Source organism: Frigoribacterium sp. NBH87, assembly GCF_014217665.1.
Taxonomy (GTDB): domain Bacteria; phylum Actinomycetota; class Actinomycetes; order Actinomycetales; family Microbacteriaceae; genus Frigoribacterium; species Frigoribacterium endophyticum.
In genome coordinates this window covers 158,475-170,621 of sequence record NZ_CP043650.1, presented here as the reverse complement: position 1 = coordinate 170,621, position 12,147 = coordinate 158,475, and the positions used below count along the sequence as shown (strand labels likewise).

Annotated in this window: 14 protein-coding genes; 6 read left to right on the top strand and 8 right to left on the bottom strand. The window is 65.4% G+C overall.

Annotated features, from left to right (window positions below; translation table 11 throughout):
- Window positions 1-452: 452 nt before the first annotated feature.
- The 3 genes from F1C15_RS00815 to F1C15_RS00805 are packed head-to-tail and all read right to left on the bottom strand — an operon-like array spanning window position 453 to window position 1,914.
- The gene (locus F1C15_RS00815) at window positions 453-941 is read right to left on the bottom strand and encodes a signal peptidase II (protein ID WP_185232419.1); all 489 of its coding nucleotides are present in this window, start codon (window positions 939-941) and stop codon (window positions 453-455) included.
- Between the two features lie 29 nt (window positions 942-970).
- Entirely contained in the window at window positions 971-1,585 is a 615-nt protein-coding gene (locus tag F1C15_RS00810; protein WP_185232416.1) for a cadmium resistance transporter, read from the bottom strand.
- Entirely contained in the window at window positions 1,582-1,914 is a 333-nt protein-coding gene (locus F1C15_RS00805) for a helix-turn-helix transcriptional regulator (RefSeq protein ID WP_185232414.1), read from the bottom strand. Before F1C15_RS00805 ends, F1C15_RS00810 begins: the two co-directional genes overlap by 4 nt.
- A gap of 308 nt (window positions 1,915-2,222) precedes the next feature.
- On the opposite strand from F1C15_RS00805, the gene F1C15_RS00800 reads away from it, so the two are divergent.
- Entirely contained in the window at window positions 2,223-2,666 is a 444-nt protein-coding gene (locus F1C15_RS00800) for a hypothetical protein (protein ID WP_054145818.1), read from the top strand.
- Window positions 2,667-2,698: 32 nt separating this feature from the next.
- Here the strand turns inward: F1C15_RS00800 and F1C15_RS00795 are convergent, their stop codons facing one another.
- Window positions 2,699-3,847, bottom strand: coding sequence for a TDT family transporter (locus F1C15_RS00795; protein ID WP_043594582.1), 1,149 nt, complete (start codon window positions 3,845-3,847; stop codon window positions 2,699-2,701).
- A gap of 51 nt (window positions 3,848-3,898) precedes the next feature.
- Between F1C15_RS00795 and F1C15_RS00790 the strand changes: the two genes are divergently transcribed.
- On the top strand, window positions 3,899-4,825 hold the full coding sequence (locus tag F1C15_RS00790; RefSeq protein ID WP_185232412.1) for a LysR family transcriptional regulator: 927 nt from the start codon (window positions 3,899-3,901) through the stop codon (window positions 4,823-4,825).
- Here the strand turns inward: F1C15_RS00790 and F1C15_RS00785 are convergent, their stop codons facing one another.
- The 3 genes from F1C15_RS00785 to F1C15_RS00775 form a co-directional block, all read right to left on the bottom strand.
- Window positions 4,826-5,371 carry a uracil-DNA glycosylase gene (locus tag F1C15_RS00785; RefSeq protein WP_185232410.1) on the bottom strand — a complete coding sequence of 182 codons (546 nt, stop codon included), beginning with the start codon at window positions 5,369-5,371 and terminating at the stop codon, window positions 4,826-4,828.
- A gap of 671 nt (window positions 5,372-6,042) precedes the next feature.
- Window positions 6,043-6,624 carry a DUF305 domain-containing protein gene (locus F1C15_RS00780; RefSeq protein ID WP_055801328.1) on the bottom strand — a complete coding sequence of 194 codons (582 nt, stop codon included), beginning with the start codon at window positions 6,622-6,624 and terminating at the stop codon, window positions 6,043-6,045.
- The gene (locus F1C15_RS00775) at window positions 6,621-7,385 is read right to left on the bottom strand and encodes a cation diffusion facilitator family transporter (protein ID WP_370543608.1); all 765 of its coding nucleotides are present in this window, start codon (window positions 7,383-7,385) and stop codon (window positions 6,621-6,623) included. Before F1C15_RS00775 ends, F1C15_RS00780 begins: the two co-directional genes overlap by 4 nt.
- Before the next feature lie 149 nt (window positions 7,386-7,534).
- On the opposite strand from F1C15_RS00775, the gene F1C15_RS00770 reads away from it, so the two are divergent.
- From F1C15_RS00770 to F1C15_RS00755, 4 genes are all read left to right on the top strand, one after another.
- Window positions 7,535-8,461, top strand: coding sequence for a sodium:calcium antiporter (locus tag F1C15_RS00770; protein WP_223269510.1), 927 nt, complete (start codon window positions 7,535-7,537; stop codon window positions 8,459-8,461).
- A gap of 428 nt (window positions 8,462-8,889) precedes the next feature.
- Window positions 8,890-9,396 (top strand): hypothetical protein, encoded by a 507-nt coding sequence (locus tag F1C15_RS00765; protein WP_158612599.1) that lies wholly within the window; start codon window positions 8,890-8,892, stop codon window positions 9,394-9,396.
- 298 nt (window positions 9,397-9,694) lie between these two features.
- Entirely contained in the window at window positions 9,695-10,201 is a 507-nt protein-coding gene (locus tag F1C15_RS00760) for a sigma-70 family RNA polymerase sigma factor (RefSeq protein WP_055801561.1), read from the top strand.
- On the top strand, window positions 10,198-10,908 hold the full coding sequence (locus F1C15_RS00755) for a zf-HC2 domain-containing protein (RefSeq protein ID WP_082452595.1): 711 nt from the start codon (window positions 10,198-10,200) through the stop codon (window positions 10,906-10,908). The genes F1C15_RS00760 and F1C15_RS00755 overlap by 4 nt, the downstream gene beginning before the upstream one ends.
- 253 nt (window positions 10,909-11,161) lie before the next feature.
- Here the strand turns inward: F1C15_RS00755 and F1C15_RS00750 are convergent, their stop codons facing one another.
- Entirely contained in the window at window positions 11,162-12,127 is a 966-nt protein-coding gene (locus F1C15_RS00750) for a sensor histidine kinase KdpD (RefSeq protein WP_123517399.1), read from the bottom strand.
- Between the last annotated feature and the right edge of the window lie 20 nt (window positions 12,128-12,147).

Genomic DNA, 12,147 nt, shown 5'->3' with positions numbered 1-12,147 from the left:
TCTGCATAAGCAGTATGCGCGCTCTCGGTCTCGGTGTGATGGCCGGCCATGGAAGGAGGGCACCCCTCGGCAGGGCCCGCGAGCGTATGCATCAGTAATGCGCTACCGATGAGCACAAGAATCAAGAGGACAGCCATGCCCAAACGCCCAAGACCCAGCGGGGATCGGGCGTGGACGGCGGGCATGCGATCTCCTGAGGTTAGGTCGTTCGCGAGTTTACAAGTCGTGTGCTTCCTGCTTCGGGAAACCTGGAAGCGTTGAAACTCTTGGTGGCAGTCTCCGAGGTTCGCCCTGGCCCTGGCAGCATTTGGCACCTGGCACAAGGGGAGGTACCCGATCGGTACAGCGACGCCTGGATGCCAAGGCTGACGCATAGGTGCGACCACACCTCGCCTGGCGACTCGTGCTGCTCTTTGCGCATTGCAGATGGTCGGCGTGTGCTCGCCTGCCTCCTAGACCGTCGGAGGTGTGTCAGACGCTCGATGAGAGGTGGGCTTTGAACCGGACGCCACGGATACAACCGCGAAGCTGATGAGACCGACTGTTGTGAAGATGTCGGCGACATTGAAGATGGCAAACCAGTCGATCGCGATGAAGTCGACGACCTCACCAGACAAGGGGCCTTTGTCCGCTCGCGAGATGCGGTCCCAAACATTTCCCATGGCTCCGCCGAGAACGACGGCGAGAAGGAACGTCGCAAACGTCCCTCTCTCCTTCACTGCCCGAACAAGGACCCAGGCAGCGAGGGCCGCAACGATCCCGATGATGCCAACGGTCAGGGCTGGGCCGAACTCGCCCCCGAGACCAAACGCGACACCGGGGTTGAACACGAGCCGGAGACTTGCGCCGAGTCCTAGATTGATTTGACGCTCTGCGCCGAGATACGACAGCGCCCACGCCTTCGACACCTGATCGAGAACGAACGCAGCCGCAGTGATCACGACTGCACTGGTGACCCGCCCTCTGGCCGTCACGACAGGGCCTCGACGAGCCGATTGAGCACGCCGGACTCGATCAGGATGTAGAGCCCGAGGCCAATGAAGACTGCGGGCACGAGCCAGTGCTCGACTCTTTCGAGCAGCTCACTGACGGTTTTGCTTGTTCCGATGAAGCGGGCGATGAGGCACCACACCGCCACCAGGACAAGGAACACAATGATTGTGACGACTGTGTCCTGCACGGGGTTTGTCCGGAACACGGGCGTGTAGAGCGAGATGTTGTCGGCACCGTTGGCGATTGTGATTCCGGCAACTCCGAGGAGACCAACTGCGGAAAGCGCGTCGTCGTCGTCGTCGTCGTCGTCATCGCCTCGGCGCCGAAGGGTGCGAACGAGGCCGTAGATGCCGATGGCAAGCGGAATGAGGCCTAGCAAGCCGACCCATTTATCCGGAACGATGGTGAGCCCCGCCGCGGCCACCACGCTGATAGCGACGAGGGTCACGAACCCGGCGTATTGGCCGGCAACGACCTTCCACCCGGGCAGAGCGCCTCGCGCCGAGGCAACGAAGAGAACGGTCAAGACGACGAGGTCGTCGATGTTGGTGGCCGCGAAAAGACCGACCGCGGCGACGATGGTGCCGATCATCGGGTCTGCCTTCCGTAAGTCGTGCACAAGTCGACCTTGTGCCCGGTAGAGGCAAGGAGCTGCTCGGCGGATTCGAGGACGTCGAGGACTTCCGGTGTGGCCACTGAGTAGAAGTTTTGCCGCCCCTCAGCGCGAGCGGTGACAAGGCCGCAGTCTCGAAGGCAGGCAACATGCTCAGAAACGGTGGACTGAGCTAAACCGAGTTCGTCAGTGAGATCCCGGACACGCGCTTCGCTCTGGCTGAGTCGGCGCAGGATGAGCAGACGACTCGGGTCTGCCAGCGAATGGAACAGCGAGACCGCTGCAGTCAGTTCTTCGATGATCGGCACGAGCCGATGATATCCATTGCGGTCGATGTACTTCAACTGTCTCGATAGACGATCGATCACCGACCACCGACGGACGCTAGCCACTCCCCCGCAGCTACGGGGCGCCAGCTGTCTCGATAGGTCAGTCCGAAACTGATCTCGGTGAACGATCCCCTATCGGGCGCTCCAAGCACGCGCTTCTACAGGGCTGAACGTCGGCGCATGCTCGTGGTTGCATCAGGTTCGCGACCGCTTCGTGCAGCCGCATCAGTCGGCGGCCGCCGACTCCCTTTTCCGTTTCGACGAACGAGTGAGCAGGAGAAAGCATCATGAGCAACACCGTCATCCATGACTTGGTTTCCGAGATGCTGAGTCAGCTTCCGTCCGGTGGAGGCATCGTGGCTGTGGATGGCGATGCTGGCGAGCATCTCTCGGACATGGGCAGTCAGTTAGCTCGGGAGATCAGCGCGAGAGGCCTCACGTCGTCGGTCCGATCATTCACGGGCGCAGACTTCGAGTCTTCACCCGCCGGCACGGACGTGCTGTTGGTCGTCGGCGAAGGCGCGTTGCAGCCTGGCGTCCGGACGCGGTGGAACTGGACTCTGTGGGTCGAAGCCTCCGGGGTGCGTGATCCGGCGAGCAACGACCGCAGTGCGGTGGCGTTCGAGAGCTACCGGTCGCGTGACGAGCCCAAGGGCGCCGCCTCGGCCATCGTCGACGTCAGTGACCCCGAGGCCTATCGCCGTGACTGGAACGACGCCTGTTCGATCTGAGCCACTCCCCCACGCACCCTCGTCGTCCGCGGTCAGGGCAGGGGACGGGGAGGCGCGAGGAGCGTTCCGCGTATGACGCTGCCGTGGAAGGTGCGCACGGCGACCGTGACCCAGGCCCCGACGAGCCCGATGTAGAACACGACCGCCAGTACCTGCAGCGCGACGAGTCCCGTGTGCAGGGCCAGACCGTTCAGGCCTGTCACGCAGGTGCCGACGGGGAAGGTGAACGACCACCAGGTGAGTGAGAACGGGAGCCCCTGGCGGATGGTGCGGCGGGTGATGGCCGATGCCAGTGCCGCCCACATCAGGGCGAATCCCAGAGTGGGCACACCGTAGACGAGCCCGAAGACGAACAGGGCGTGCGAGGTTCCCTGGTCGACGGCGAGGTGGGCGTTGCCACCGAGCAGGTTGGCCGCGGTGATCGACTGCCCCAGGGGACCGAGGACGATCCAGAGGGTCGGGACCATGCCGGCCGGGCCGATCTTGTGCTGGGCCAGGCGTGACCAGATCAGCGTGATGATCACGATCGACGCCAGCAACGACAACCCGAACATCGCGTAGCACCCCCAGAGCATGTTCTGCCTGGCCTGCCCCGCGGGCAGGAAGGGCAGCAGCAGCGCACCGGTCGAGGCAGACACCATCGGGGGAACCACGGGCATGAGCCAGCCGCCGAACGCACTGTCGGGGGCCGTGTCGTGCCGGGTGAACGTCAGGTACGGGACCGCGATCGCGCTGACGAGGCCGAGCACCGTACCGATGGTCCACAACACCCAGTCGATGCCGACCGCCAGGGGCGTACCGAGGACGTCTCTGCCCAAGAGCAGGGTGCCCGCGCCGACGGTCAGCAGCGCCATGGGCGGTGCCCCGTAGAAGTGCGCCATCACCGGATTGAGTCGATGCCCCCGCGCGGTGGCTCGGTAACGCACCCAGTGCATGACGGTCGCCGTGCTGAGAGCGACCAACAACACGCTGGCCAGTGCCCAGACGATGGTCGCGGCAGGGCGCAGCCCCGGGAACTGCAACGGCAGGGTCGCCGCGGCGTTGGCGACGATGCCGGTCCCCATGATCGACGCGAACCAGTTCGGGGTCAGGTTCGACACGATCTGCCCGCGGTGCTCGAGCTGGCGGAACAGACCGTGCGTGCGGGGAGGGGCGACAGTCGGTGTGATCGCGGCAGGCATGCCTCGATCTTCGTACGTGCGTCCGGCTGCCGATACGGGCGGATGCTTGTGGTGTCACAATCGATCCTTGTGACCGGACTCCCTGTTGATCTCGAGACGCTCCGACTGCTGGAGGCGATCTCGAGATCGGGCAGTCTGGGCCGGGCCGCGACATCGGTGGGCATCAGCCAGCAGGCGGCGTCGTCTCGCATCACGGGCGCCGAGCGGCGGCTGGGTCGTACGTTGCTCGTCCGCTCTCGGGCGGGCTCGGCGCTGACCGAGCACGGACTCCTGGTGTGCGAGTGGGGCCGACCCCTGCTCGAGGCGGCGACCACCTTCGAACGATCGCTGCACACCCTGATGACCGGCGCCTCCGACGCTCTCCTCGTCGCGGCGAGTCAGACGGTGTCAGAGGCGCTGATGCCACGCTGGATGACAGCGGCAGCGGATCGTGTCCGGGTACGCCTGGAATCGGGCAACAGCGACTGGGTCGTCGACGAGGTCCGTTCGGGGCGCGCGCACCTCGGGTTCACGGAGACCCCTGATGAGGCCGACGGGCTCGCCACGACCGTCCTGGGTGTCGACGAACTGCTCGTCGTCGTCTCGCCGAGGCACGCATGGGCATCGAAGTCCGAACCCGTGACGGCAGCGGATCTCGCATCCACACCGCTCGTGTCTCGGGAGTCGGGCTCGGGCACCCGCCGGACCCTCGAGCTCGCCCTGGGGATCGACCCTGCCCTGATGGCAGAACCCGCTGCGCAGTTGTCGTCGACGGGCGCCATCCGGGCGGCCATCGCCGGCGGTGTGGGTCCGGGAGTCATCAGCTCGTTGCTGGTCGAGGACGACCTCCGTGCCGGGCGCCTCGTCACCGTCCCGGCAGCCGTCGACCTGAGGCGCCCGTTCCGCGCCGTGTGGTCGGCCGGTCTGAGCGCCGGGGCGCAGGATCTCCTGGCCGTGATCGCCGCGTTGCAGCACAGCCCCGACTCCTCGCCGAGATGATCAGAGAAGCGAAGCGTGCCGTAGGGCCGTGACGGCCCGCAGGTGCTTCTCGCCGGCGCGGGTGGCGTTCGCCGGCGACAGATGGGGTGCCGCGAGCACGGGCACGACCCTCGCACGCGGTTCCAGGGTGAAGTACCTCATCACGCCCGTCAGGGCCGGAGTTCCGAAGGTCACGATCGCCCGCAGCTGCGGCAGAGAATCGAGCAGCTGAGCCAGGGCAGGGCGTGCCTCGTCGAGATCGGTGACGGTCGGCGCCCGACCAAGGGCCCACGGGACGATGTTCCATCGCAGGTAGACGTTCCTGCCCAGACCCGACTCGATCCGTGCTCGCTTGAACGCAGACGCCGTCGGCCCCGGGTTGTCCTCACTGCTGATCGCGTCCTCGCCCTGCCTGATCGTGGCAGGACCGGGTGATTCCATCAGCACGAGAACTGTCGCCGCTGCTCCTCCACCTGATGGGTCGAAGCCCGGCACGAAGCGCGCACGGTCTGGTCCGGAGCTCCGCCATTCCGACACGAGCTGATCGAGGCCCCTCGGCTGCTGCATCCCTAGACGCTACGACGTCGAGGACCATTTCCGCCCACGCTCACCGACGACGCGGAACGACCAAGACGGCGTCCGCTCCGAGTGCACTCGCCCCACAGCAAGTGATCCAGTGGGCGATCCTCTATCGGGCACCGTCCACGAGTGCGTTCAAGCGATCAACCAGTTGCGCCATTCGGGGCGGTCCGAGTCGAAGGACGAGCGACTCCGAGAACCAGCGCATCCACACCGCCTCGACATCAAGGATCGTGACGGCATCGGCCCTGAGGAGAATGCGAACCAGGTCGACCGCCTCCATCTCGCACTCATCTGACGGAGCACCGTCCGGCTGACCAGGCTCGAGACCATACGGATCGACATCGCTGAGAACAGCCAAGACACCAGCGAGGGTCTTCCCGTAGGTCGCTGTCCCCGCTCTCATGCCCCTCATGATGCCTGGGGCTGCCTCAACCGGTGACCGATTGCTAGGCGGACGTTTTCAGCACGGGTCACATCCTCACCAGCAGGACTGCGGGAGCGACGTCGACCACGAGGCCGGCGACCGGTATCGCTGCCACCCCAGGTGGCGACCAAAATTCCGCTGCTTGTGGCTCCCCGAGCCATCCCGGGACTGCATTACCAAGACCGAGATTCTGGTGACCGTCTTGGGGCACGCTGGCCTGCGACGAGGACGGCTACTTGATTACCGCGAGGAGGTCTTCCATCGTGTCGATCTGGTCAGTCTGAGAGGAGACGATCGCTGTCGCCAGCTGGACCGCGTCCGGGTTCTGCCCACCCTCGATCTCGGTCTGCGCCATCTCGACAGCCCCCTCGTGGTGTGTCGTCATCTGTTCCAGGAACAGCCGCGCCGCGTCGGTTCCGTCAGCATTCTCGAGGGCGTCCATGTCGGAGTCGCTCATCATGCCGTCCATGGAGTGATCCATGGACGCCTCAGTGTCCTGCCCCCAAGCCTTGAGCCATGTCGTGAGCTGATCAATCTCCGGGGCCTGCTCGGCCTTGATCGTCTCGGCAAGGGTGATCACGTCCCCGTCGATACCGTCTTTCGCGAGGAGCATGTCGCTCATCTCGACGGCCTGGGTGTGGTGCGGGAGCATCATCTGGGCGAACATGACGTCTTGATCGTTGAAGGCAGCAGCCTGGGACGACGACGCGGACGACGTGTCGCCTGCGGACGACGACGCCTCGGCGCACCCCGCGAGGGCGAGGGCAGCAATGGTCGCAGTTGCGCTGATGAAGATGGTGGCGGTGCGGTTCATGGTCGTTCTTCCAGGATCAGAATCGAAAAAAATATACCCCCCGGAGGTATCGTGCCGCATACGGCTGATGAGAGCCTCTGAGCCGGCACCGGTGGTATCGGTGTAACGGTGAACGCGTCGAGGTTGCCGAGCGCAGCGCGCAGATGCGCCTCGGCCTGGTCGGCGGTCTGGGACGCCGTCAGGAGGTCTTCGGCGTCGACCTCGATGGTTGCGGAGCCGGTGAGACGGTGCCCGATCCACCGGAGATAAAGATCGTGGACGCCCCGCACGCCCAGGGCGTGTTCCAGGGCGTGTTCGGCTCGCTTGTGGAGGTCGGGGTCGATGCCGTCCATCAGCCGTCGGCCGATGGATTTCACCGTCCCCCAGGGCAGGACCATGATCGAGGCTGCGATGAGCAGGCCGATGATGGGGTCCGCGAGCGGGAACCCGGCGAGGACCCCGATGGCGCCCAGCACGACAGACAGGGACGTGAAGCCGTCCAGGCGGGCGTGGACCCCGTCAGCGACGAGGGCTGCCGATCCGATCCGTCGCCCGACGCGGATGCGGTAGATCGCGACGAGTTCGTTGTCTGCAAAGCCGATGAGCCCAGCGGCGACCAGCAGCCAGGGATTCGCGATCGGCCTGGGGTCGATGAGGCGGTTGATCGATTCCCAGCCCGCGACGGCTGCCGACGAGTGCAAGGCGCCTGGACCGGCCGGGGGCCGCCGGCATCCGTCTCGACGATCGCCCCGCGTCGAGAGGCGCACCCCGAGGAGTTGCATAGCACGCATGGACACCCTTCCCCTCTGGCTGTTAGCCGCCATCTTCGTCGCCGGCGCCGCCGTCATCTGGGTCGCCGGCATCCAGCTGTCGAAAAACGACCGACGTCCTCGACTCCCGACTCCACCTCGGTAGCGCGCTCGGCGGACTCATCGTCCTCGCGGTGGCGACCAACCTGCCCGAGATCGCCATCACGGTCAGCGCCGCCCTCTCGGGCTCGCTCGAGGTGGCCGCGGGCAACATCCTCGGCGGCATCGCCCTTCAGACGGTCGTCCTCGTCGTCCTGGACGCCCTCGGGAAACGCGGCAAGGGTGTCCACCCCCTCACCTATCGCGCGGCCTCCCTAGGGCTGCTGCTCGAGGCACTGGTCGTGGTGGCGGTCCTCGCCGTCGTCATCGCCGGAACCCAGCTGCCGTCCTCGCTCACAGTGGCGCGCCTGACGCCGGACGTCGTCCTCATCGCCGTCATCTGGCTCGTGGGCCTGTTCCTCGTCCGGCGTGCCGGCAAGGGCCTGCCGTGGCACGAGGCCGGAGCGGCACCTGACACGTCGACGCCGCGACCGCGCGGACACCGGACGCGCTCGAACCCGTCGCCGACGACCATGAGCACGAAGAAGGCCGCGGTCGTCTTCGGCCTGTCGGCCCTCGCCACGCTCGTCGCCGGCGTCGTGCTCGAACGCGCGGGCGACGCGGCCGCGTCGCAGATCGGCTTGTCGGGTGTGCTGTTCGGCGCGACAGTCCTGGCCCTGGCGACGAGCCTGCCCGAGATCTCGACCGGGTTGCAGGCCGTCAAGCAGGGCGACGACAACCTGGCCATGAGCGATATCTTCGGCGGCAACGCCTTCCTGCCCGTGCTCTTCCTCGTCGCCACGGTCATCTCCGGGCAGGCGATCCTGCCCCAGTCGAACACCAGCGACGTCTACCTGACCGCCCTCGCCGCGCTCCTCACGCTCGTCTACGCCGTCGGCCTGCTCTTTCGGCCGCGACGACGCATCGCGGGCATGGGCGTGGACTCGTTCGTCGTGCTCGTGCTCTACGCGGTCGGCATCGGTGGCCTCGTCGCCATCACGCTCGGCTGACAGGACCAGCCCGGCGACACTGGCGACCGTCAAGCCCAATGAGCCGTGGAAGTTGACCAAGGCGACCATGCTGCTGTAGCCGCGGGCGTCCTTGTACTCGACCTGGCCGACGTCTGAGATCGCCGTAATCCGGTCCCGGGGGATGTTTCGAGACCAGATCACGTCGTGAACATGGATAGTCACGTCGTCCAGCAGGGCGTGACGCCGCAGCTGCGAACAGTGGCCCAGAGTGATGATGTGTGACAGCGGTGCCCTCGGTGCAGGGTTGCCACTCGCGTCTGCCACCCGTTTCGCCGGGAGTGAGGACGGCTGCCTGCGACCGCCAATCTTTTTCGGCCACGGATGAACTTCTGGATGAGCTGCATCGTGTTCGTAGTAAGCGGGCTACCTGGGCCGGCGTACCAGCAGGAGGAATCATGCACAAGCGAATGACCATCACCCTCACGACGGCCGTTTTGGCGGCGGCCGCTCTCTCCGGGTGCACCACATCTGCCGAATCATCCACGACGACCGACTCCACCGAGCCGGCCCCCGCCGAGACCACCGCGGCAGCGGCAGTCCTCGGCACCGCAACGTCTCCCCTGGGCGAGATCATCACCGACGACGCCGGGTACACGATCTACACGTTCAAGATGGACGAGCAGGACTCGGGCACCAGCAACTGCTACGACGAATGCGCCACGACCTGGCCGGCAGTTGAAGCCTCCGACACGTCCTCCCCAGAAGGCATCACGGGCGAGATCGGTTCCCTCACCCGCACGGACGGGACAACCCAGCTGACCGTCGACGGCTGGCCGGTGTACCGGTTCGCGAAGGACACCGAACCTGGACAGGTCAACGGACAGGGCGTGAAGGATGCCTGGTACGTCCTCCAGCCGGACGGCACGATCAACATGGAAGCAGCCACTGAGGGCGCAGCGACCCCAGCCTCCTGATCGCGCGCGTGCCTGCCGGACAGAACTCTCCGGGTTGCAGGCCCTCGCAGCTCCACAACCCCACCCGAGCAAAGGAGCCACAAGGCAGTGCTCATCGACATCAAGGCAGAGACAGTGGGTGCGAATACGTCGACTGCTTCCGCTCAGACGGTGAACCCATGTCCTGGCCTGGTCGATGGCATGAGGTTCGATCACTGGTGCGCATCGGCGTTCCTCGGTGCGCTCGATACAGGCACGACAAGAGGCGGTCCTGGATCAGGCACTAGCCGGACTTCACTGGCGCGAGGCGGTGAAGGTCATGGCCCGAGCCAGTGACGAGCTTTTGTCGACATTGTTCGAGTGCCACGGCGGGGCGCTTCGCCGTTACACACACAGCCTCACTCGGAACGCGGCGCTGACCGAGGACATCGTTCAAGAGACGATGCTGAGAGCATGGCAGCGTCCTAAGGTGCTGGAGCTCGACAAGGATGCGGCTCAAGCGTGGCTGTTCACGGTCGCTCGGCGCCTCGTCATCGACGACGCACGATCTGCCCGGAGTCGACGAGAAGTGGCAGCCCTTGGCGAGGTAGAAGGCACTGCTCTCGATCGCACTGATGCCGTCCTGGACAGCATCATCGTTGCGGACGCGCTGGCGTCGCTCTCCGACCACCACCGTCAGATCGTCATCGATGCGTACTTCGCTGGTCAGAGCATTCCTGAAATTTCGAGACGGCTTGGCATCCCAGAAGGAACCGCGAAATCGCGGCTCCACTATGGGTTACGCGGGCTGAGGCTAGCCCTCCAAGAAAGGGGCGTCACACGATGACTGAGCATCCCGATCTTCAAGCTAACGAGGACCGTTACCAAGACTGGGACGCGTCCTACGTCCTCGGAGCGCTCCCCACCGATGAACGTCGCGAATACGAGCAGCACCTCAGTACCTGCGCCAACTGCCGTGAAGCGGTGACGGAACTTGCGGGTCTCCCAGGCATCCTGAGCCGAATCTCGCCGGAAGAGGCCCTTGCCATCCATTCACCTCTGGGTATGGATGAAACTCAGGCGCCATCAGAAACGTTGTCGCTGATGGCCCACCGCTTCCGCAAGAGTCAACGCCGCCGCCGAGGAGTCATGGCTCTCGCAGTTGCCGCTGCTGTTGCTGCCGCCGTCTTCGGGGGGCTCGCCGTGGGCGCAAGAAACGACGTCGGCCCAGCGACGGCCCAAATGACGTTCCAGCCCATGGACCCCGGAACTGACTCCACCACCCTTACTGCCGGTCTGCAGATCGAGGAGAAATCTTGGGGCACGAGGCTCGATTGGAACTGCGACTACGGCGCGGATGCGCCAGACAACTCCCGATACGAGCTCGTGGTCACACAAACGGACAACACCACGCTTACCGTCGCGACGTGGGACGCAGCTGGCTCGCGTGCCGCAGATCTGTCTGCGTCGACGGCTATTCCCAGCCTGAAGATCACGAGTGTAGAAATCCGCTTGCAGGGATCCACGGTCGCGTTGGCTCGGCTAGACACCTGAGCACCTCCGAACGAGACGCCCGTTAGGCGGTCGGTCACCGGACGCTCGTTGGCTGCGACCACTCCCTCTTAGTTGCGGGGCCCAGATCGTCTCGATAAATCGGTCCGAAATCGCTCTCGGTGGCGGATCGGTCACCGAACGCGTCCGCACCTCAACCACTCCTCCGGAAGTGCGCTGACCTTGCCGTCTCGATAGGTCAGTCCGAAACGTATCTCGGTGAAGGCTCTCCTATCGGGCGCCTGGGTCACTGGTGTCAGGTCCCCTGATTTGAGGCCGGTAGGACCAGCTCAAGCGTCGTCCCGGTGGGGGAAGTTGCGGCTACCCGGACACTGCCGCCGTGACGAAGAGCAACCTCTCTGACGAGTGCGAGGCCGATGCCGAAGCTGGGACGGCTGGCGTGTGCGTTCGTCCCAGTGGTTTCGGGTGCCGGGTCTGAGCGGGCGAACCGGTCGAAGACCCGGGTTGGTTTGATACCCGTTATGCCTCGTCCCTCGTCCGTTACCGTGATGATGGCCGAGTCACGCTCGAGGCGGGTCGACACGGTCACGGTTGATCCCGAGGGGGCGTGGCCAATGGCGTTGTCGACTAAGGCAAGTACCGCGCGGCGGAGGCTCGCAGTCGGCGCGTCGACGTGTGCGGAGCCAACAGTGTCGTACCGCAGGGCTACATCGCGCTTGTCAGCGAGCACCGACATTGACCGAAGGACGTCCTCGACCACGTCGTTGAGATGCACGGGGTGGGACATGGTCGAAGCAGCGGAAGAGTCTCCTCCCGCTGCTTCGAGCAGGTCACCGACGATGTCGATCAGGGCCCGCGAGTCGTCACGGAGTCTCGCTAGGTCAGCGGTGACCTTGTCGTCGGCTGTCGCTGCGCCGCCAGCGATTTTGCGTTGCAGCGCCTGGAGGCGGGCGTCCAGGACGGCGAGGGGCGTGCGGAGCTCGTGGCTGGCGTCGGCGACAAACTGTCGTTGCACGCGGAGCGCGTCGCCGAGTGGCCGGACGGCACGTCGGGCAATGACCAGAGTCACGAGCCCGGCGAAGACGACGCCTCCGATACCGAGCACAATGAGGCCGGCCACGACGTCGATTGCTGAGACGAAGACCTCGCCCTGGCCAGCGGCGGCGACCTGTTCAAGTCGCTCCTTGGGGACGGTCTGGTGCAGCACCCACGCGATCGTTAGGGCGAGTGCACCCACGACGACGAGGGCCGAGACGAGCATGATCTGCAGGCCGATGGATC